Below are 22,159 nucleotides of genomic sequence, written 5' to 3'. Positions count from 1 at the left end.
AAAAAAAGCTCAAGCTCCTCATGCTCAAGTGAATAGTGCGGGATCACTACGCAAAGCATTGAATCAATGCATGATGCGTGACCGCTTCCGTTTAAGTAAACGGATCTCCGGTGCGAGTAAAATCAAGAAAGACGCGGCGCGTAATGCGGTATTTGATGAGATCGCATTAGATATTGCGCAATCCATGATGGTTGCGGAGCAACGTGGCAGCTTCCAGCCAAAAATTGAATATCCAGAAATTCTGCCAGTCAGCCAGAAACGGGACGATATCGCCAAAGCGATAGAAGAAAACCAAGTCATTATTGTCGCGGGTGAAACCGGGTCGGGTAAAACCACGCAATTGCCGAAAATCTGTGCTGAACTTGGTCGTGGAAAATTTGGTTTGATTGGCCACACTCAGCCGCGTCGTCTTGCTGCTCGTTCGGTAGCAAACCGGATTGCGGAAGAGATGGAAACTAAGCTGGGTGAGTTCGTCGGCTATAAGGTTCGATTCAACGATCAGATCTCAGAGAACACGCAAATCAAGTTGATGACCGACGGTATCTTGCTGGCAGAAATTCAGCACGATCGCTTCTTGAACCAATACGACACAATCATCATTGATGAAGCGCACGAGCGCAGCTTAAACATCGACTTTATTTTGGGTTACTTGAGAGAATTGCTGCCGCGTCGTCCTGATTTAAAAGTGATCATCACGTCGGCAACCATTGACCCGGAACGTTTCTCAAAACACTTCAATAACGCCCCAATTATTGAAGTCTCTGGCCGTACCTATCCGGTAGAAACGCGATACCGTCCACTAAGTGGCGATGATGATAACGACCGCGACCAACTAGAAGGCATCTTTGAAGCCGTTGACGAACTGTGCGATGAAGGCTTAGGCGATATTCTGATCTTCATGAATGGTGAACGTGAAATTCGTGATACCGCAGATGCATTGTCTAAGCGCAACCTAAAGAGCACGGAAATAGTCCCGCTTTATGCGCGTTTGTCAGCGGGAGAGCAGAACAAGATTTTCCAACCTCACGTAGGTCGCCGTATTGTATTGGCAACCAATGTGGCAGAAACCTCGTTAACCGTTCCCGGCATCAAATACGTGATCGATCCGGGTACGGCACGTATCAGCCGATACAGTTACCGTACTAAGGTTCAGCGTCTTCCAATTGAACCCGTCTCTCAAGCAAGTGCCAACCAACGTAAAGGTCGTTGTGGTCGTGTGGAAGAGGGGATTTGTATTCGTCTGTACTCAGAGGAAGATTTTGAATCACGACCAGAATTTACGGATCCGGAGATTTTACGCACCAACCTAGCGTCGGTTATTTTACAAATGACGGCATTGGGCCTAGGTGATATCCAAGCGTTTCCATTTGTTGAAGCACCGGATAAGCGTCATATTCAAGATGGTGTGCGTCTTCTAGAAGAGTTGGGGGCGATTAACGCAGACATAAAAGATCCGAAGAAACGTTTGACGGCAATTGGTCGACAACTTGCGCGTTTACCTATTGACCCGCGTTTAGCGCGCATGGTTTTGGAAGCGCCCAAGTATGGTGCACTTAAAGAAGTGATGGTCATTGCCGCAGCCCTATCGATTCAGGACCCGCGAGAGCGCCCGTCAGATAAGCAGCAAGCGTCAGACGACAAACATCGTCGCTTCTTCCATGAAGAGTCGGACTTCTTAACCTTTGTTAAGGTATGGGATTACATCCAAAAACAGCAAAAAGAGTTATCGAGTAACCAATTCCGTAAACAATGTAAGCAAGATTACTTAAATTATTTGCGCGTACGTGAGTGGCAAGATGTGTACTTCCAGATTCACCAATCCATGCGTGAAATGGAGTTTAAGCTCAATAATGAGCCTGCGTCTTACCATAGTGTGCACAGTGCTATTTTGGTTGGTTTGCTGTCTCATATCGGCATGAAAGATCAGGAGAAGAATGAATATCAAGGTGCGCGTAATGCGCGCTTCCATATCTTCCCAGCATCAGGCTTATTTAAGAAGCAGCCAAAATGGATCATGTCTGCTGAGCTGGTAGAAACTTCAAAGCTTTGGGGTCGTGTTATTGCGAAAATCCAGCCAGAGTGGATTGAGCCGCTGGCTAAACACTTAATTAAACGCAGTTACAGTGAACCACATTGGTCGAAGAAGCGCGCTGCTGTTATGGCTCATGAAAAAGTCATGTTATACGGCGTCCCAATTGTACCCAAGCGCTTGGTAAATTACGGAAGTATCGACGCTTCTGTTAGTCGTGAAATTTTCATCCGCAGTGCGCTGGTTGAAGGTGAGTGGGAGACTAAACATGCATTCTTCAAGCAAAACCGTAAGTTACTTGAAGAAGTCGAAGAGCTTGAGCACAAATCCCGTCGTCGTGACATTTTGGTGGATGACGATGAGCTGTTTGATTTCTATGACCAACGTGTTGGTACCGAAGTGGTGTCTGGTAAGCACTTCGATACGTGGTGGAAAAAGGCATCAAAAGAAAATCCTGAACTGCTTAACTTTGAAAAGGAGATGTTGTTCAAGGGCGACGCCAGCCATGTCACCGACTTGGATTACCCGAACTTCTGGCATCAAAATGGTTTGAAGCTCAAGTTGAGTTACCAATTTGAACCCGGCGATGATAGTGACGGCGTCACAGTGCATGTGCCGCTCCCCATCTTAAACCAAGTGGAACCAGCGGGCTTTGACTGGCAGATCCCGGGTTTGCGTCATGAGCTTGTAGTGAGCTTGATTAAATCGCTGCCGAAGACACTCCGTAAGAACTTTGTGCCAGCACCAAATTATGCGGACGCATTTTTAGCGCGTGTTACACCAATGGAAGCGCCGCTGCTTGACTCCCTTGAGAAAGAACTCCGACGTATGACTGGTGCCGAAATACGGCGTGAAGATTGGAACATGGAGCAGGTGCCAGAGCACTTAAAAGTCACCTTCCGCGCGGTGGATCATCGAAATCGTAAATTGAAGGAAAACAAAGATCTTCATGAATTGAAAGAAAGCTTGAAAGAGAAAGTTCAGGAAACACTTTCTAAAGTCGCGGATGATGATATTGAACAACAAGGTTTGCACACATGGAGCTTTGGCGAACTGCCAAAGGTGTACCAGCAAAAGCGCGGTGGTTACGAGGTAAAAGCGTATCCTGCTCTGGTGGATGCGAAAGATAGCGTAGCGATCAAACTGTACGAAACGGAACATGAGCAAGTGTCTGCTATGCGGGCAGGTCAGCGACGTTTAATCTTGTTGAATGTCCCGTCGCCAATCAAATATTTGCATGCCAACTTACCAAATAAATCTAAGCTCGGTCTGTACTTCAACCCTTATGGTAAGGTACTTGATCTCATTGATGATTGTATCGCGTGTGGCGTTGATAAATTGATCGAAGAGCAGGGCGGTTTAGTTTGGGAACCAGAAAAGTTTGAAACGCTGAAAGAACACGTTCGTGCTGAATTGGGTGATACGGTGGTGGACATTGCCAAGCAAGTGGAAACCATTCTTACGACTGCCTTTAACATTAATAAGAAATTGAAAGGGAAAATTGATTTCACCATGGCGTTTGCACTCTCTGATATTAAGGCACAAATTGAAAGCTTGATTTTCAAGGGCTTTGCGACAGAGTGTGGCTGGAAACGTCTTCCAGATATCCTTCGCTATATGCGTGCGATTGAGCGTCGTATGGAGAAGTTACCAATCGATCCAAACAAAGACCGGTTGCACATGCTAAAGATTGAATCGGTAATGAATGACTATAAAGAGTTGCTGAACAAAATACCGAAAGGTATGGCTATACCGGAGAACGTTAAAGAAGTGCGTTGGATGATCGAGGAGCTGAGAGTGAGCTATTTCGCTCAACAGTTAGGTACGCCTTATCCGGTTTCTGATAAACGAATCAAAAACGCGATTGATGCTTGTTAATCAATATGTACAATGACGCATAGTGTGTTTTAAACGGTTGATGATCGGCTGGTACAGTAATTGCTAGTAACATATTAAGCGTATTTCTAGTGCTTGGGAGGCAATAATTCGCCTCTCTTATATTTGTAATACCAACGGCTGAATAAAGCAGGCGTTGGTAATAATAAAGAGTAAATAAAGGTAGATGATGAAAAAAACTCTATTAGCAGTGGCGTTACTTGGCGCATCTTCTGCGGCAATGGCAGATTCTTGGGTTTACGGTGGTGCAACCGTTGGTCAGTCTGACTACAAAGGTGAGACTGATACGTCTTACTCTGTACATGTTGGTACTGGTATTCTGCCTCTCATCGGTATTGAAGCTGGTGTCACTCAACATGGTGAATTTAACGTAAATGGTCAAGACACTAAGTTGACGTCTTACTATGCAGCACTTAAACCTAGTATCGATTTCGGTCCACTACATATTTATGCGAAAGGTGGCCTCCACCAGTGGGATAAAGAAGTGAAAGGTGGTCAAAACGATGACGATTTCGATCTAATGTATGGTGTAGGTGCAGAATACTTCGTCTTTGGCCCGATGTCTGTTGGTGCAAGTTATACCAACTACACCGCTGACAAAGAGGACATAGGTACATTCTCTCTAAACGCGACACTGCACTTCCTATAAGCACCCTCTTTCGCAAGTCTATTTGAAAAAACACTGGCAACACGCTGGTGTTTTTTTGTCTGTAACTCAGAGAAACAACAGTCGAATCTAACCTATTGATTGATTAGTCTTAAAATGCCTACGACTTCCATTATCATGATGCCTGATAGGCTCGACCAATGCATTGCCACGAAGCGTTTCGCTAAACATTAACGTTCGCTTACTGAATACCGATAAAAAATGGGCGTTTGAGCTAGATTTGAGTGCAAGTCGTCTTCGTTTTTATTACTTTTATAGGTAATGAGAGAATCATTAGACGTCGTAGTTTCTGTGTTTGATTGCTTTGTGTATCTATGTCTCCATTTGTCTTGAAAATGCAATAAATATGATGCTTTTGCAAAATACTGTGATTGTTGCTAGTATTCGTCCGCTTTAAAACTTTAGAGTTCAAATTAATGGAGGGCGGTATTGGAGTTCTTCTCAATTGAGGAGCGTTTCAAATTAACGTTAAATTTGTATTTATGGATAATGCATTTAAAAAATATAGTATTGACACAACAGACTATCAGGTTGGACAAGATAACGTTCAAAAGTGGGGATTCGATATACATAACCCCGTCTTTGGTATCAGTGCAGGTCTCATAGCTTTCTGTCTCATTTCACTTCTTCTTGTCGAGCCAAGCACTGCTCGTGACGTATTAAACGGCCTTAAAAACGGAATTATCGAACAGTTTGATGCGTTTTTTATGTGGTCGACTAACTTCTTCTTATTGTTCGCTGTTGTTCTACTTTTCTCTCCGCTAGGTAAGATACGCCTAGGTGGTAAAGAAGCAACACCGGATCACTCAACTGTTTCTTGGTTGTCGATGCTTTTTGCCGCAGGTATGGGGATCGGCCTTCTCTTCTGGAGTGTAGCTGAGCCAACCGCATACTTTACCGACTGGTGGGGAATGCCATTAAATGCCGTACCATATTCGGAAGAAGCGAAATCTCTTGCGATGGGGGCCACCATGTTCCACTGGGGTGTTCATGGTTGGAGTATTTACGCACTTGTTGCCTTAGCACTCGCATTTTTTGCCTTTAACAAAGGTTTACCACTTTCGTTACGATCGGCGTTTTACCCAATTTTTGGTGACCGTGCATGGGGTTGGTTAGGACATGTGATCGATATCCTTGCCGTTTTATCAACTCTTTTTGGTCTTGCTACTTCGCTTGGTTTAGGTGCTCAACAAGCAACCAGTGGTATTAATCATGTGTTTGGCCTAGAAGGTGGTATTGGTACACAAATGATTGTGATTACCTTTGTTACCTTTATCGCGGTGCTATCTGTGATTCGCGGTATTGATGGCGGTGTCAAGCTATTAAGTAATGTCAACATGGTGGTGGCTTTCGCGTTACTTGTTTTCATTATCTTTATTAGTTCCGATACGGCATTGGTTTCTCTGCGTGATACGACTATGGCTTACATCGAAAATATTATTCCGCTGAGTAACCCTCATGGCCGCGAAGATGAAACCTGGATGCACGGTTGGACAGTGTTCTACTGGGCTTGGTGGGTTTCTTGGTCACCATTTGTCGGTATGTTTATCGCCCGCGTATCTAAAGGGCGTACCGTTCGACAGTTCTTATTTGCAGTGATTGTAATTCCAACGATAGTCACTCTTATCTGGATGTCTGTATTTGGTGGTATTGCGCTTGACCAAGTTGTGAATAATGTCGGTGAGTTGGGTGCGAATGGTCTTACTGATATTTCATTGACGTTGTTCCATGTATACGATGTGCTTCCATACAGCTCGGTGATCTCGATTCTATCAATTGTGTTAATTTTGGTTTTCTTTATCACATCCTCGGACTCTGGTTCACTCGTTATCGACAGTATTACCGCTGGTGGTAAGATTGATGCACCAATACCACAACGTATTTTCTGGGCGTGTATCGAAGGTGCTATTGCCGCAGTAATGCTTTGGATTGGCGGTAAAGAAGCCTTGCAAGCATTGCAGTCGGGTGTTGTCGCCACAGGACTACCGTTCACTTTTGTGCTGTTGGTGATGTGTGTAAGCTTGGTTAAAGGTCTAAGAACTGAGCTTTCAGCTTATAAATAACACGGCAAGACTTATTCTTTAAGTGTAATGCCGAGCGTAATGCGCTCGGCATTTTTTTTACTTTTCTTTTTAAGAAATTCCATTTACCTTAGTTACCCCAATTTCAGATGAACATATGTCTATCGCTAAACTGATCCTAATTCGAGGCCTTCCCGGCTCTGGTAAAACAACCTTAGCAAAACAATTAATGAAAGAGTTGGACGCTAAGCACTTTGAAGCTGATATGTTTTTTGAGGATGAGAGCGGAGAGTACCACTTCAATCCGGTTCAATTGCCTCAAGCGCATGAGTGGTGTTTTCAACAAACTCGAAAATGGCTCAACAAGAACAAAGTGGTCATCGTAAGCAATACATTTGTATGTCGTTGGGAAATGCAACGTTACCTAGATTACTGCAGCAAAAAGGCGATTGAAGTGGAAATCAGAGTGTGTCGCGAAGAATATAAGAGCGTTCATGATGTACCACCAGCGACCATAGAGAAAATGCGTCGCCAATGGCAGAATTAAAAAGTCACTGTCCCCGCCACCATTCACCACCAATGTCTTTCATGACTGAAAGAACCATGACGATCCCAAAGTAGAACGAGCTTATTAAGTACGTAGCTGTGAGCAAATCTGACTTTGGATAGAAAGCTCAACGTTAAGGTCGTCCATGGATGATTTTATAAGACATTAATCTCATAAAAACCAGAAAACTGGACGCGCTACAGATTCATGTCGACGTTGCTTAGGATGGTTTTCAGAACAAATGTACATCTTGTCTAAATTTTATGATTTTCTTTGTAACTGATGACTTATGTTATTGTGCTGAGTCGAATAATAAATAATGACAAATAGGTCATCGAGGGCAGTTGCGTTTCAATAAAGTTTTTTGAATAAGGTTTCCTTATGCCATTGAAAATGACTTTGATCGCGCTTGCTGTCCTGACGGCGTCTGCTCAGTCTCAGGCTGATACATCTCTCATTCCACAGGTTTCATTGGCTCAGACGTATCAAGATGGAATTGATGTCTCTGAGTACTGGTACAGCGAAAAACTGGACGGCATACGCGCTTATTGGACTGGTCATCACTTTGTGACTCGAAACGGAAATAGGATATATGCACCAAAGTGGTTTATTGAGTCTTTGCCAGACTACCCGTTAGATGGTGAGCTTTGGGCTGGCCGAGGTAACTTTCATCTGGTACAACAAACCGTACTCGATAAAACACCGGTCGAGTCTGCTTGGCGAACAATCGACTTTATGATTTTTGATATGCCGTATTCCGCAGGAGATTACCGTAAACGCTATTACAATATTAAGGACTTAGTGTTTGAGCTTGATGAGCCCCACATCAAATATGTTGAACACAGAACGATTAAAAATGAAGCTCACTTGTTTAACCAGTTAGATAAGATATTGATATCCGATGGCGAAGGAGTAATGTTACGTAAGGTTTCCAGTCGATACCAAGCTGGCCGTGGTAGTGATTTGCTAAAATTAAAGCGATACGCTGATGATGAAGCCTTGGTGATTGGCCATAAACCGGGAACAGGGCGGTTGTTAGGTATGGTAGGGGCATTATTAGTGCGTTTATCAGATGGAACAGAGTTTTATATAGGTAGTGGGCTCACCGACGAAGTTCGTCGTAAGCCACCAAAAATTGGGGCAACGGTGACTTTTAGATATAACGGTTTTACTCACACTGGCAAGCCTCGTTTTGCAAGGTTCTTGCGCGAGCGCGTTAAAGAGTAGACCGACCGCCAACAGTTACACCACACCGCTTGAAGAGAGCTTGCCAGAACTGAACATGTTTTAGGATCTGTGTTCTAAAAGCTTTATGTGCGTCTGTTATTCCATATGGATGTCCATGAAGTTGCATTCGCGACTCGACCAGTTGAATACCGCTGCTGATTTGCTGGTAAGTACTGTCTAAGTAAGCCAAGTAAGGTTGTACTTCTTCAACGTAAATTGAGTTAAAAACATTGTTTAAATAACGAAACTGAGTAGTGTCACGGTTCTCCCCACACTGCACATTACTTTGGTTTTGTTCGAGCAATTGTGTCGTGACATTCAACCAATGAGAGGCGTTAACCATTGAGTAATAAAGGCGACCCAGCAAGCGAGATTTTTCGATCTCTTCCTGATACTGAATAAGTGCGACATCGGGTAGGCGGGAAATCGTTTGAAGAGGCACATCGTACATTTCGCTGAAAAGGCTAAACGCATCACTGATGTGTGCCACATCACTTACGTCTTCGACTGATAACCAATCAGAAGCCGTTAATTGCTTTCGCATTGCATCACTACTAAGTAATACGTTATCGAGGTGCGTATAGAAGTGTTGCCATTTTTTTGAATACAGCTCTTCCAGAATAACGCGCTCGTCATTACTAAGATTAAAGTCCGTTAGGCAGGTATTCAGTGTTCTTAATAGCGAAGTCTGATAATCAAAGTCGTGAAACGCGTCCTGAACTTTGCCAAGTTGTGAATTTTTTTCTGCTAGTAGATTGAATAGGCCACATTGGCGTAGCTGATAACTCTCTAACAGACCTATTGATAACCTTGGAAGTGGCTCGAATAACGCGCGCTTTGAAGGGATGGTAATTGCCGGCTGTCCTACCATTGGAATGGTTGGAGAGTCCAACACATTGGCTAAACGATGGTGATATTTATCAAACACGGCATTTTCTGGGTTAAACCAGTTGCTACAGCTGCCAATAAGGAATGTTGAGAATAATAAAATGAGTCGCACAAAAATCCTTTTTTACTTCTCTATCTTTATTTGTGTAAAAAAGTATACCCGTATCACTGTTATTCGATTAAAAAAGCCAGCATTTGCTGGCTTTTATATTGAAATAATCTCAAGGAGCTTAAACCTTGTACCTTAAATCATCTTTTATTGAACGGAAAAATTTAACTGTATTTCTGGATCTTGACGGTGCATCCAACGCATCCTTATTCCTAGCATTATCGCTGCGGAAGACAGACCGATAATAATACCAAGCCAAAAACCTTGTGCGCCCATTGGGTCAACTATCCAGTCCGTTCGACCAAGGATATAACCCATAGGCAAACCAAAGACCCAGTAGGCAATGAATGTACGGTTAAAGATGGCACGCATGTCTTTATAACCGCGTAGCGCACCTGCTGCGATCACCTGAAAGGCATCGGTACATTGATAAACCGCTGCAAACAGTAATAACTGCATGGCAAGCGTAATGACTTCGGGGTTGTTGGTGTAGAGTTCGGCGATCAGTTCTCGAGATAACACGGTTAACACAGCTGTTAGTACAGATAAACTTAAACCGACCATGATTCCCACTCGAGATGCAACACGTGCACCGTCTACGTTTTCTTCGCCAAGTCGGTGACCAACTCGAATACTAACCGCAGCACCAATACTCATCGGCAGCATAAACACCAAAGAGGAGAAGTTTATCGCGACCTGATGAGCGGCAACGATAATCGGACCTAATGGTGACACTAAGAGTGCAACAACAGCGAATAGCGTCACTTCAAAGAACAGTGCGGCAGCAACAGGGAAACCAAGTTTAAAAAGTCGAACTTGCGCCTTCCACTGTGGGCGGTGCCATTCACCAAAAAGGTTGATACTCTTTAAACGTTCTGACGTGATGACATACATAAGAAGCAGCGCAAGCATTACCCAATAAACGATCGTTGTTGCAACACCGCAACCAACGCCACCTAGTTCTGGCGCACCAAACTTTCCGTAGACGAAAATCCAGTTGAGAGGAATGTTGAGTAACAAGCCGATAAAGCCAATGACCATCGCTGGTTTAGTTAATGACATACCGTCCGTAAAGCTTCTTAAGGCTTGGAAGAGCAAAAATGCTGGAACGGCTAAAATGACGGCATATATGTAACCCACCGTTTTCTCTGCCATGAGCGTTTCGACGGCCATGAACCCGAGAATAAACTGGGTTTGAAGCAGGACAACAATAATCGGAATACTGATCAACAGCGCTAAAACAATTCCTTGTTGTATTTCAAATGGGATTTTTGCTCGACGACCGGAACCATTTAGCTGCGCAACGACTGGTATCAATGCCATTAATAAACCCACACCAAATAAGATGGAGGGTAGCCAAATGCTTGAAGCGATAGAAACCGCAGCCATATCTGTGGCACCTACGCCACCAGCCATAATGGTATCGACAAACCCCATGCCTGTCTGAGCGACAGAAGCGATCAATACAGGAGTCGCCAGTTTTATAAGACTTGATGCTTCTTCTTTATAGCGATGCACGAAAATACTCCAGAGCGGAACAATAAGTTAAAAGAAAGGAGTGCTCGAAGACAAAAGACGTGATGCACTGATCTGATGGTTGATTTTAATCACTATAAGGTGAAAAAATGCCTCGGAGAAACTCCGCGCGAATGATAAACAATTGTATGTCTATATTCTATAGTTAGACAGCGAATAGTGAAGAACACTGAATAAACGTTTGCTTAGTTCATGATACGTTTATATTAATAGGTAAAAAATAATGTTTACAGGAATAGTTCAAGGTACGGCTAAGGTTGTCCAGATTGATAGGAAAGAGCGCTTTCAAACGCACGTAGTCGAGTTAAATGGCAAACTGAGTGAGGGACTAGAGATTGGCGCATCAGTTGCACACAATGGCTGTTGCTTGACCGTAACCCAAATAGTGGGAAACCTCATCCACTTTGATTTGATGCAAGCGACGTTAGCATTAACCAATTTAGGGGCTTTGGTGGAAGGTGACAGCGTTAACACTTATCAAGCTTAAATCATTGCATTGTGATTAAAAAAGTGAGTTTTTGATTTTTCATGTTATTTGAGTGCTACTACTTCAGTAAACGCTGAAGCTAGGGCGTGTTACCCTAGCTCATGACGCAAAGTATTATTGGTTATCAGAGTTTGAGAGAGCCTTTTGTGCTGCTTGACCGATAGAGTCAATGTCTGCGTTATTTGTCGCTAGAAACTTCTCAAACAGCGGCATTAAAGCTCCCATTTTTTCGTCAATAGCATCTCGCACAGTATCAACGATAACCTGAGTTCCACGCTCAATCTCGACGTTGATGTTTGAACCGCTTTGCTTCTCTTCGAAAGTAGTCATTCTGCGAGTTTCTGGGATCAGCCAAACATCAAACCAGCTTTCTTTTTTGTCAACGTCTGACACAGTAAGGCTTGCGCCATTCAAAGCAATGTAGCCTTTAGGGAAAATATATTTTAACCATTCGCGTGGAGCATTGATACGCACGCGGTAGTTATCATCGATTTGCTGAACGTCGAGCACTGAGGTCTTGAAATCAACATGTCCTGATAGTGGGTGTCCACCAATTTCAGCACCATCTTTTGCCGCGCGTTCTACGTTGATCTTTTGGTCTTGTTCGTATTCACTCAGCGTCGTAATCTCAAGGCTTTTCAGCATAACGTCAAACTTGCTCTAGTTCATTTGAATGAGCAGATAAGAGTATTTCAAGCTCTTCTTCATCTAACCATTGATTAAGTCCACCAGCAACACGACAAGAAGCTTGAAACGCCGCTTCCGGTGCTTGATATTGAATAGCATCAAGAACAGCACTTAACAGCCAACGGTTTGACGTGTCACGTTGAACGTGGTTCAAGTTAATCTGCATACCCAAGTACTCCTAAACGTGCTTTAAATCGATTAACGTACTTGGTTACGGTGTTGCGTGAGCATTTATTGTCACGAGCAAGTGAACTAATCGATTTGATACCTAGGCAGGACAAGATAGCCAGTTCGGCACTGGCTATCTCATCAAACCGTTCTGGTCTGCCGCCTTTCTTCATGTTATTGCCTCTATGTTGTAAATTTAGAATTGCTGTCTTTCGCACCAACTAGCACAGCAAACTAGCAGGAATTGGAATCATTCGGTGCATGAGAAGATGCATTTCTCATATGCAAGTATTTATATCGAGTTTTTGAGCAGGGATTTTTGAGCATGAAAAAGCCCTCGACGTGGTGCGAGGGCTAGAGGGATTAAAGTTTAGCGTTGATGATGAACTGTAGTTGTTTACTAGCGGCTTCTACGTTGTCTATTGCTAGAAATGCCGCTGCCTTTGATGTCTGGTCACAGAGCTTTTCTATTGCTTCAAGCTTGCGAATGGCTTCGGCGTATAGCTCCTTATCGATCTTGCCTTTAATAAGAGTTAATTTACCGCCTTTAGTGCTTGAACGTCGGTAGTCTTCTAGAGTCGTTAAAAACTGGCTGGTCAGTTGTCTTGTTTCTATCGCAAGAGTTTTAAGCTGCTTAGATTGATTGGCTTGATCGTTGGTGTCGCTAACGACTGTTTTCGCAAGTTGTTGCAGTTCTTCAAATGAAGCAACGAGAGCTGTTGTGTATGAGTTGATCTGGCGACTTAACTTAGTTGCTTCACTTGGCTCAAACAAGCTTGATAAAGCGCGTTCAAGCAGTAGGTTCAGTCTTTTGTTGAGTACTTTACCTGTTTTAGCTGTGTTCTTTCGTAACCATTTGCGAGCCGCGTCGATAGCACGAGATTCAGCAAGGAATTCGTCGAATGTCAGGGTGGTTGGTGTTGGTTTCATTTAAATATCTCCCGTGTTGAAGATATTTAGTTAAGTAATGGACACAATTATTTTCGACTTTAATAACTGTGTCCAAATTGAATTGATGATTATTAATTACTTGATGATCCAGTTCTGATCTTATCAAGTTGTGATTCAATTTCTTTTTCTATTACTTGTTTTAGTTCTTTACCCTTAGCAACCTTGTTTGTCCCGCCTAAAGTGTAATACTCATTTAGAACAATCTCAGTAGACTCTTTCAATGTTTCTTGTTCTATATTGTTCAAATCGAGTTGTGAAATGTTTTTCTGGTTAGGTCTAAGGGAAGCAGCTTCAATACACACAACGAAATATAGAATGTAAAACTTAACATCGGCAATTGTACTTGTTTCTAATGATTTTAAGCTACGGAGATGCTCTTCTACCACTCTAGCCAATTTAGCAACTTTATAGTAGCAATCTAAATCATTGTTTTTGTGGAAGAGAGTGTTATAAGACCTATCATCTTCTAGTAAAGTTGAAGGTCGTGCTCTGGCTGCGTCCGGCCTTTGCATTAGAGTAGACATTAAGCACTGAGACATAAACGGAACGCTGATAATCTCCCTTGGTTTCTTTCCTTCATTTTTGTAGAAATTTTTTCTTCTGTCGTAAAATAAACCTCTGGGCTTTAGGTATTCTTCAATTTGGCGATGGATCTCATCTGTAGCTCGGAGAGAGGACTTTGGAATTGGCGTTTGACTATTGGTCGCACGAATTATTTTGTCGCGACTTTCATCATTTTCAGGAACAATTACCCTCACAAGTATATCGCGTTGTTCTTTCTCTTTTCTATTTGGGTTGGTAGAGAAAAATCGATGTATCTCGGACGAAGTTTGTAGTCCGTTTACAATTTCTGGGTTGTGAATGATGAGCTCTTTACCCCCAGGAGCCGTAATCTCACTAGCTAATATAGTTACTCCGTTGTTTAACCACCAAAACTCTTCTTTCCCTACTTCAAGTAGTGTTTCTTGTATTTCTTTATTAACGTTTGTTTTGCCTTGGTAGTCACGAACATTGGATTCGAATATATGCTTAATTAGCTTTCCTTCATCATCAGTTATGAAATTGAAATACTCGACTAAGTTAGTAAGAGCTATAAACACTTGTTCTGACGTTGAAAGTGGACTTTCAGAGGCAACAAGTTTAAAACTATTATTAACTCTTTCTTGCGTTAGTTTTAATAGTTCATCGGCACCTAGAAAATCTACACTAACAATTGCACTTGTAAGCTTTGCCTCAATATCAGTTTTTAAGTCATCACCTTGTTTTAATACATTTGGATGCTTTTCAGTGCCTTTGGAAACGTAATAGACTCGGACATAGAGTTTTGGTCGTTTGGCAACTAGTGATAGATATACATCGCGAAACAGTTCGAAAGCAGTAAGTACTTGGTCATTATATCGACCCTCAAAATTACTTCGTTCAAACTCAAGGTCGAGTAGATTTTTTGTAAGTCGACTAAGCTTTAGTAAAGGATCTTCTTTGAATGAATTTTCGTATTTTGATTGAATTAGAATTAACTCAATGTCAGGGTTTTTCTTTACATTAACAAGTGACTCTGCGTCTGTTATAAGTTCACCATTGACTAGAATGTAGATACTATCGGCACCACCATCTAAGCTGTCACCTGATATGCCCGATGAGATTTCATCATAACTAAGCTCATAATCTTTGAGAATTTGCATTCCTGAATAGAATTCGAAGAATGTGTTTATAGAGTCGTGTGAGTTCATTTCATTGAACTCAGCACTCACTATTTGATCCAGTATTATTTGGTTATTATTCCTGCTCATGTAATCCCTGTTCAATATAGTTAAATGTCAAATACACTCTGTGGTTATAATGTTATGCATATCGATGTTTTGCAACAACGAGAAGTTAATGATCTGCGATATTTTTGACTTGTGATATTTTACGTACGCTAAGTAGCCGCTGTATATCACCTATGGTGATTTCTCGTGGTGACACGATTATGTCAGTCGGGTATTTGTAGTTTTTGCTTGTGTACTCGACAGAAACAGCATGAAAGCCGCTCTTAATGGCTTTTTCAACAGAAGCGTGTCTTTGGTATTGATTTGCTGATAAGCCCATAGAGAGAAGGACACGACGTTTGAAGACGAACGGTTCGGTTACGGTCTCTAGCAGTATCTCAAATTCATCTTTTTCTCTTGGTGGTGCTTTAATTGCTACAGTAACCAAGTCGGGTGCATACGCTTCAAGTGGGTAATGATGCTTGCCGTTTTTAATATCTTCTTCGGTAAAACAGACTTTGTCCAAGGCTTCGTTAATTGAACGCATGTCTAGAGCTTGGTCAGTGACCAATAGCTTTACATACGCTTTCTTTCTACGGTTTAACGGAGTAGGGATGTAATACCAATGTACTTTATTATCAATGGTTTTAACGGTTACTGTATCTTCTACAATTCTTATCTCTTTGACCAGCCGTTGAACAACTTCTCGTGCTTCCAACTTGTCTTCATCTGAACCGTTAATATAAGCTTCTTTCTTTTTACGCCAGTTCTTAACGTCGTCTAAAGAAATGAATGAATTTGAATGAGCATGGTTCTCTTGTTCGATAGTTAATTGATCATTAAGTTCTTGAATTTTAGTTGATAGTTCACTGAGACGGTCTTGATCAGCTAGATCGAATGCAAGTGGGTTATCAAACATTATCTTCTTCAATGTTGAAAGCTGATGTTGGTAAGCACCGATTTGTTGTTGAATAGATTCAATTTTCTTCTTGTCTGGTTCTACGGGTACTATCTGGTGTTCAGACAAACACGACAGTACTAAATGGTCTAAAAGTGGTTGTCTGGTATAGAAGCCACAAGCACACTCCGGTGAAGCGCACTTATAAACACCGCCACTTTCACGAGAACCAATAGCAACTGTGCCTTTACAATACAAACGACTGATACCACCAAGTATTGAGTAGCTAACACGACGGTTGTCATGAATTTTGTAGCTGTCTTTGATAGCTCGAATTCGGTGAAACTCATCTTTGGTACAAGCTGCGGGAAAATAGTCTTTCAATATGAAGGTAGAGTAGATTTTCTTCTTTTCGGGGTGTCTATTGGTTGCATCTAAGTCGAGTAACGTTATTTGTCTGTCGCCATAAAGACATTCGCTTTTAAATATGCTCGCGACAGAATCAACGGTTAGATCAACACCATTTTTTCTTAAGTAGTTTCTACACGTTACATTGCCTTTGCCATCTAATGCCATTTGGCAGATGTCTTTAGCAAGTTGAAATTTTTGCTCATCGATGTAACAAACGTTGTCTTTTGCGTAAGCGTAGAAGGGGAGTCCAGTTGAGACGTTGTAAGGGTTGCCACACGGCGCACGCTCACCAGCTTGGTACTGCTTAATACGTTTACGCATAGCAGCAAGCGTTATGGCTTGTTTTTTACGCGATTCTTCGCCTGCTAGATCGAAGCTAAGAGTAGCGAGTATCTGGCTAACAGAGTCATTCGGCTTGTACTCACGGTTGTCCATTGTCGTTAATATTGAGACACCGCTACGCATGATCTGAAGATATAACCAAAATGCATCGTCTAGGTTTGCGCGTGAGATACGGTCTAGAGCACGAACCAGTAGATAGTCACCAGCTTGAACGTCGAGATTATTCTTGTCAGCCATATCGGTCAGGAAGTCACCGAGCTTACCAGCGAGATTTTTTTGATGAAAAGCACTTCGACCGTGATCGGAGTATACTTTCCCAAGTTCTGCCCCGTATCGCTGGCAGTATTCGTTTATCATGTCGTCGTCAGTTTGCAAACCAAGCGATAAACCAGACTCGACCTGTCCTAATGTACTTACACGCGCATAAACGTGTATCTTCGGTGTTCTCATAAAGCCCTCATCATTTTTAATCATACTACCATGATTAGACTTTAATTAGGCAACATCGAGCGCGCAGCAAAATTTGGTGATGAAATTGGTGGCCACAATATGTCGGGCCATATTAGTTTGATGGCGGATATTGTTGACATTGTCGATACGCCAAATAACCGCACGATTTGGTTTAAACTACCGCAAGATGCAATGAAGTATGTACTCGCCAAAGGCTACATTGGTCTGGATGGATGTTCACTCACGATTGGTGAAGTCGAGGAGCGCCGCTTCTCGGTACACCTGATTCCAGAAACGCTACAAAGAACATTATTTGGCATGAGAAATGTGGGAGAGCGCGTTAACATTGAATTTGATCCACAGACTCAAGCTATAGTTGATACGGTTGAGCGAGTTCTGGCTGCGAAACAACGTTAGAATATGAAAAAGGAGCGATGTCGCTCCTTTTTCGAATTTAATTTTCTGTCATTTTTATTTTGGTTGTATTTGAGTTTTTATTCGTAATTATCATCAATAAACAATTCAACCTTCTCTTGTAGTTCATCTACACGCAAGTTTAAGTGGATTGCGTGGCAACATGCTGGGCAATCATCATAAAACTCTTGATCACCATTACTCGCATCTAATGTGATGCCGATCGAATGCCCACAGTGCGGACACTTCACATGTCTTTCAGTATAATTTTTCATGCAACAACTCCTAGTCTCGCAGGGCTTGGCAAACTTGTTATAGAAGTACAGCCCTAGACTTACTTTGCCTACAAGGAAAGAGGCACAATCTAAAGTTAAGTCTTCTTTGATATTAGGTGGAGTTGTTGCTAATTGAGTCGAAATAAGTACAAAACTTGACCCCAAACTCAACCTTGAACTTGGGGTCAATATCAGGAGTGATATGCCTCGATATTTTACATTTTGAAATGATTAATGCCTTCCAAATCAGTAAGAAATAATTTTATTGATCGTCTGTTGTGCTTGTTCCAAGTAATGGCCTCCAAATAAATTACAATGATTAAGAATATGATAAAGATTGTAGATGTCTTTACGGTCTTGATAACCTGGCAATAGTGGCATAACAGACTCATAACCTTGATAAAATGCAGTATTGAATCCGCCAAAAAGCTCCGTCATTGCGATGTCACACTCTCTATCGCCCCAATAGCAAGCAGGGTCATAACAAATAGGACCGAAAGCCGTTAATGCCGCATTACCATTCCATAAATCACCATGTAGTAATGAGGGGGCAGGGTTATGATTTGCCAAAAGCTGTTTCACGACGTCAATAAACTCTTCGATATCAATTAGGGTAACGCCTTTCTCTTTGAGTAGCTGTAACTGCCAACCAATTCGCTGCTCAGCAAAGAACACGCACCATTTTTTATGCCATTTGTTTGGTTGTAGGGTCGAGCCAAGATAGTTATCGGTATCAAACCCAAACTCTTTTTGCTCTCCCCATTGATGGAGTTGCGCCAGTTGTTGCCCGAATGCGAAGCTACTTTTGACATCTTCTAGTGGTTTAGTAGGGAGATAATTAAGGATAAGAAAAGAGTTATTCTTGGTTTTACCAACTAGAACAACTTCTGGGACAAAAAGAGTGGACGTTTCTCGTAACAAGTGCAGACTTTCTGCTTCAACTTCAAATTTAGATAAGAACTCACGGTCGTTAATTTTTACGAAATACCGTTGTTCACCGTCATTGATCATATAGCTTTCACTGATATCTCCACCAGACAGCCTTACTTTTTCGGCGATTTGATATTCGAATAACAACGTATCAGAAAGCTGTTGCGATATTGCTTGCCACATACAAAACCTCGCGAATCTATTTGACCACCAATAGTTTAGGATAAATAGCGAAGTGTTGACGCTAAGTTGAGCATACTTGAGCAAGAAAGTTTTTATTTTGCTAGTCAATTTATATAAATGTGAATCAAATCGCTTATAAGCCTATGATTTATCGACTTAGCATATGGAGCTGTACGTATACAACAGGTATTATTATTTTTTTGACATTAGTTCCATGGTGACATGAAAATACTTATATGTGATGACTCGGCGGTTGCAAGGAAGCTGATCGCTCGCTCCATTGTACAAGATACATCATTGCACCTTCTTGAAGCTCAAGACGGGCATGAGGCGCTTAATATTCTCGCAGAGCAAAATGTTGATATTTTGTTCCTCGATTTGACGATGCCTATGATGGATGGTTTTGAGGTTCTAGAGTTGCTACCTGTCAGCAGTTACCCCACTAAAATAGTCATCATTTCCGGCGATGTTCAAAAAGAAGCGAAACAACGTTGTATTGATCTAGGTGCGCTCGATTTTATTGCTAAGCCCTTGTCAGAAGAGCAGGTGATACCGCTTTATGAGCAGCTTGGGCTCCATTACGCATTTAAACCCATCGTTACTCTTAGCTCAGAGACTCAATCACGAGAAGAGATCTCTTCGTTAGCAAAGTTTCGAGAGGTTGCTAATATATCGCTCGGTAAAGGCGCAGCAATTATGGCTGATCATTTACAAGAGTTCATTCAGTTGCCTGTTCCCCATGTAGGCCCTTTATCTTATGGGGAACTTCATATGATGTTGGTGGATGTGATTGGCCGAGATGGCTCGGTTGCTGTCGCTCAACGTTTTGTCGGCGGTGGGATTCACGGAGAAGCGTTAGTTTGCCTTCGAGGTAAAGACATCAACCAAATCGGCGAAAAGTTAGGTTATCGTTTGGAGTTTACGCCACATAATGAAATTATTCTGAACGTCTCTAATCTCTTGGTTTCTTCTTTTCTCACTTCACTGGGCAGTCAACTTGATAAGCAATTCTCACTTCGCCAGCCAAACATCATTGACACATTAACTCCATATAATGAAGACCAAGGTAAGTCAGGCGAGCTCTTTACTATCGAATATACCTATATGGCAGAAGCACTTGATTTTGAGTGCGAGGTTCTGTTTTTAATTGACAAGCCATCTGTAGAAATTATCTATGAAATCATGGAGTTAATATAATGTCCGATATTGCGCTGGACATAGCCGACTTTCATTGGGTTACACAAATTTTAGATACAATGGACTCAGGACTGATCGTACTCGACCAAGAGCATAAAGTCTGTGTGTGGAACAGCTTTATGCAGTCATACAGTGGGGTGTTGTCTCGAGATATTCTCGGTGAAAGTCTATTTGACCATTTTGAAGAGTTACCTAGAGCTTGGCTAGAAACCAAAATTAAAACCGCCGCCGATCTCGAAACTCGTTCATTTTCTAGTTGGGAAAACCGACGTTACCTTTTTAAATTTAACAACTTTTCTCCGGTTTCAAACAGCATAGAGTTCATGTATCAAGACATCGTTATTACCCCTTTAAGGGCGCTTTCTGGGGAGGTGAGTCATATCGCGATACAAATAAATGATGTTTCCGAAACAGCGAGAAGCCGTATTCACTTAAAAGAAACAAATCAACATTTGTCAGAAATCAGTCGCAAAGACGGTTTAACAGGTTTATTCAATCGTGCTTACTGGGAGCAATCCTTAAAAGAAGAGTTCGCTCAATTAAAAGTAATCGACTCGCGATGCTCACTAGTCATTTTCGATATCGACCATTTTAAAAAGGTCAATGACACTTATGGCCACCCGACCGGAGACGAAGTTATTCGTCGTACATCTTCTTTGTTGAGAAAAACAGCAAGGAGCAGCGACGTATGTGGCCGTTTTGGCGGTGAAGAGTTTACGGTGCTGCTTCCTCATACGAACCAAGAGCAAGCTTGCTACTTTGCCGAACGTTTACGTAGAAGAATTGAGCAAGAGATCGTGAAAGTGGAAGATTTTTTGATTAATTACACGATAAGTATTGGTGTTTGCGAATATAAACCTTATTTTGAAACTCATACTCAATGGCTTGAGAATGCCGATGCTGCTTTGTATCGTGCCAAAGAAAATGGTCGTAATCAAACCTGCGTGCATGAAAGCGACTGAATAACAGACGGTTTCACTACACATTCCGTGCTTTCAATTTTTTGAATTAACGCATACCAGGTCGAAAATCATCCAGTTAGTTTGTGAATGTTTATTAATATGAAATAAGTTAATGAAATTTTCTCGGCATGTCTTACTATTGAAACTATTTCGCTTTCAGCTTCGAAGGCTTGCAATAAACGGAGAAAAACAGTGGTTGTAGAAACCGATGGATATCTCGCTCTTATCGAGCACTTGTCGCTAAATCTAGATATTTTTACGACTGAAATTGGCGATATTGGAACTGAAAGCATCGAAGATGTAGTAACCGACATGGTAGCTTCGAACATCATGGCTCTTTTTGAACAGAACCCAGAGCTTCACTCAAGCGTACGCTTTAAATTACTGAAAGAAGCCGATGCGGTAGTTGAAGACCTTGGCGAAGTCCTTGCTGGTGTTTGGAATAAAAAAGCAACTAACGAGCAGATTGCATTCTTAGATGAGTATATCTCTTTGGTAAAAAATCTGTTTGATACCGCTGTGGCAACGTACGACCGATCTTTATTGGATTAAAACGGCTTAAAACAAAACTCTTTCTCGTCGATTAAATAAGAAGAGTTACAATGTCACTCTTCTTATTTGCCAGAACTTAGAGGCCCAATAAGGGTTATCTATTCTCGAAATAATCACACCTTTTGACGTTGAGGCATGCATAAACTGCTTATTACCTAAGTAGATTCCAACATGATATATCGTTCGTCTTGTCTTAAAAAAAACCAAATCACCTTGCTTAGCGTCTATCCAACTCAATTCAACACCTTGTTTTGATTGCTGCCTTGTTGTCCTCGGTAATGAGTATTGATAAGCCTCGACAAAGGCCTTTTGAACAAATGCGGAACAATCAATACCAGATTTTTGAGTGCCACCAAGGCGATAGGGCGTGCCATGCCACTCATTATAAAATTGGAATAAATCTGGATTATCGGACAATAGTTGGTGAGTTGGCGTTATCATTTGATCTCGTTCACTAAAGTCAGGTCCTGACGAGCAGGCTGTTAATAGAGCACTTAGTATCAAAGGAAAATATATACGATGCAAATCATCCGCCTTCATCTTTATGGTTCATAACTGAAGTATTCATGCCATAAGCAATCTAT

Annotated in this window: 19 protein-coding genes and 2 pseudogenes; 10 read left to right on the top strand and 11 right to left on the bottom strand. The window is 41.9% G+C overall.

Annotation, left to right across the window (positions count from 1 at the left end; all coding sequences use genetic code 11):
• The first annotated feature begins 70 nt into the window (after positions 1-70).
• From hrpA to AC3D28_RS04660, 5 genes are all read left to right on the top strand, one after another.
• Entirely contained in the window at positions 71-3,907 is a 3,837-nt protein-coding gene (gene hrpA, locus AC3D28_RS04680; protein ID WP_488535703.1) for an ATP-dependent RNA helicase HrpA, read from the top strand.
• Between the two features lie 187 nt (positions 3,908-4,094).
• Positions 4,095-4,574: an outer membrane beta-barrel protein gene (locus tag AC3D28_RS04675; RefSeq protein WP_098415512.1), complete on the top strand. Its 480-nt coding sequence runs from the start codon at positions 4,095-4,097 to the stop codon at positions 4,572-4,574.
• A gap of 500 nt (positions 4,575-5,074) precedes the next feature.
• A complete protein-coding gene (locus AC3D28_RS04670) occupies positions 5,075-6,655 on the top strand; it encodes a BCCT family transporter (protein ID WP_488535702.1) in 1,581 nt (526 codons plus the stop codon).
• A 115-nt stretch (positions 6,656-6,770) separates the two neighbouring features.
• Entirely contained in the window at positions 6,771-7,160 is a 390-nt protein-coding gene (locus tag AC3D28_RS04665) for an AAA family ATPase (RefSeq protein ID WP_098415514.1), read from the top strand.
• 381 nt (positions 7,161-7,541) lie between these two features.
• Entirely contained in the window at positions 7,542-8,387 is an 846-nt protein-coding gene (locus AC3D28_RS04660; RefSeq protein ID WP_488535701.1) for a DNA ligase, read from the top strand.
• Here AC3D28_RS04660 and AC3D28_RS04655 read toward each other — a convergent pair.
• Together AC3D28_RS04655 and AC3D28_RS04650 are read right to left on the bottom strand one after the other, a co-directional pair.
• The gene (locus AC3D28_RS04655) at positions 8,377-9,387 is read right to left on the bottom strand and encodes a DUF3080 domain-containing protein (RefSeq protein ID WP_488535700.1); all 1,011 of its coding nucleotides are present in this window, start codon (positions 9,385-9,387) and stop codon (positions 8,377-8,379) included. The genes AC3D28_RS04660 and AC3D28_RS04655 overlap by 11 nt on opposite strands.
• Positions 9,388-9,531: 144 nt before the next feature.
• A complete protein-coding gene (locus AC3D28_RS04650) occupies positions 9,532-10,902 on the bottom strand; it encodes an MATE family efflux transporter (RefSeq protein WP_098415517.1) in 1,371 nt (456 codons plus the stop codon).
• A 241-nt stretch (positions 10,903-11,143) separates the two neighbouring features.
• Here AC3D28_RS04650 and AC3D28_RS04645 point away from each other — a divergent pair.
• A pseudogene (locus AC3D28_RS04645) lies at positions 11,144-11,404 on the top strand (riboflavin synthase); the annotation flags it as partial.
• Positions 11,405-11,521: 117 nt separating this feature from the next.
• On the opposite strand, the gene AC3D28_RS04640 reads toward AC3D28_RS04645, so the two are convergent.
• The 6 genes from AC3D28_RS04640 to AC3D28_RS04615 all read right to left on the bottom strand — a co-directional run bounded on the left by AC3D28_RS04640 (position 11,522) and on the right by AC3D28_RS04615 (position 17,062).
• On the bottom strand, positions 11,522-12,052 hold the full coding sequence (locus AC3D28_RS04640; RefSeq protein ID WP_488535699.1) for a riboflavin synthase subunit alpha: 531 nt from the start codon (positions 12,050-12,052) through the stop codon (positions 11,522-11,524).
• Between the two features lie 4 nt (positions 12,053-12,056).
• A complete protein-coding gene (locus AC3D28_RS04635) occupies positions 12,057-12,260 on the bottom strand; it encodes a hypothetical protein (protein WP_488535698.1) in 204 nt (67 codons plus the stop codon).
• A complete protein-coding gene (locus AC3D28_RS04630; protein ID WP_488535697.1) occupies positions 12,250-12,435 on the bottom strand; it encodes a hypothetical protein in 186 nt (61 codons plus the stop codon). Before AC3D28_RS04630 ends, AC3D28_RS04635 begins: the two co-directional genes overlap by 11 nt.
• 190 nt (positions 12,436-12,625) lie before the next feature.
• Positions 12,626-13,192 carry a hypothetical protein gene (locus AC3D28_RS04625; protein ID WP_488535696.1) on the bottom strand — a complete coding sequence of 189 codons (567 nt, stop codon included), beginning with the start codon at positions 13,190-13,192 and terminating at the stop codon, positions 12,626-12,628.
• A 92-nt stretch (positions 13,193-13,284) separates the two neighbouring features.
• Positions 13,285-14,964, bottom strand: coding sequence for an AIPR family protein (locus AC3D28_RS04620; protein WP_488535695.1), 1,680 nt, complete (start codon positions 14,962-14,964; stop codon positions 13,285-13,287).
• 124 nt (positions 14,965-15,088) lie between these two features.
• The gene (locus AC3D28_RS04615; RefSeq protein WP_488535694.1) at positions 15,089-17,062 is read right to left on the bottom strand and encodes a recombinase family protein; all 1,974 of its coding nucleotides are present in this window, start codon (positions 17,060-17,062) and stop codon (positions 15,089-15,091) included.
• Between the two features lie 51 nt (positions 17,063-17,113).
• Between AC3D28_RS04615 and AC3D28_RS04610 the strand changes: the two are divergent.
• A pseudogene (locus AC3D28_RS04610) lies at positions 17,114-17,479 on the top strand (riboflavin synthase subunit alpha); the annotation flags it as partial.
• Positions 17,480-17,556: 77 nt separating this feature from the next.
• On the opposite strand, the gene AC3D28_RS04605 reads toward AC3D28_RS04610, so the two are convergent.
• Both AC3D28_RS04605 and AC3D28_RS04600 read right to left on the bottom strand, forming a co-directional pair.
• The gene (locus AC3D28_RS04605) at positions 17,557-17,751 is read right to left on the bottom strand and encodes a CPXCG motif-containing cysteine-rich protein (protein ID WP_488535693.1); all 195 of its coding nucleotides are present in this window, start codon (positions 17,749-17,751) and stop codon (positions 17,557-17,559) included.
• A 246-nt stretch (positions 17,752-17,997) separates the two neighbouring features.
• Positions 17,998-18,864 carry a fructosamine kinase family protein gene (locus AC3D28_RS04600; RefSeq protein ID WP_098415520.1) on the bottom strand — a complete coding sequence of 289 codons (867 nt, stop codon included), beginning with the start codon at positions 18,862-18,864 and terminating at the stop codon, positions 17,998-18,000.
• A 222-nt stretch (positions 18,865-19,086) separates the two neighbouring features.
• Between AC3D28_RS04600 and AC3D28_RS04595 the strand changes: the two genes are divergently transcribed.
• From AC3D28_RS04595 to AC3D28_RS04585, 3 genes are all read left to right on the top strand, one after another.
• Entirely contained in the window at positions 19,087-20,061 is a 975-nt protein-coding gene (locus AC3D28_RS04595) for a response regulator (protein WP_488535692.1), read from the top strand.
• Complete coding sequence (locus AC3D28_RS04590) at positions 20,061-21,023, top strand: GGDEF domain-containing protein (protein ID WP_488535691.1); 963 nt, start codon at positions 20,061-20,063, stop codon at positions 21,021-21,023. Before AC3D28_RS04595 ends, AC3D28_RS04590 begins: the two co-directional genes overlap by 1 nt.
• A 192-nt stretch (positions 21,024-21,215) precedes the next feature.
• The gene (locus AC3D28_RS04585; protein WP_098415523.1) at positions 21,216-21,575 is read left to right on the top strand and encodes a DUF3802 family protein; all 360 of its coding nucleotides are present in this window, start codon (positions 21,216-21,218) and stop codon (positions 21,573-21,575) included.
• A gap of 45 nt (positions 21,576-21,620) precedes the next feature.
• Here the strand turns inward: AC3D28_RS04585 and AC3D28_RS04580 are convergent, their stop codons facing one another.
• Positions 21,621-22,115 (bottom strand): C40 family peptidase, encoded by a 495-nt coding sequence (locus AC3D28_RS04580; RefSeq protein ID WP_488535690.1) that lies wholly within the window; start codon positions 22,113-22,115, stop codon positions 21,621-21,623.
• Between the last annotated feature and the right edge of the window lie 44 nt (positions 22,116-22,159).

The sequence above is a fragment of the Vibrio sp. TAP-3B genome (assembly GCF_057784735.1).
Note: the sequence above shows the minus strand (reverse complement) of the source record. Positions and strands in the feature narration are given on the sequence as shown.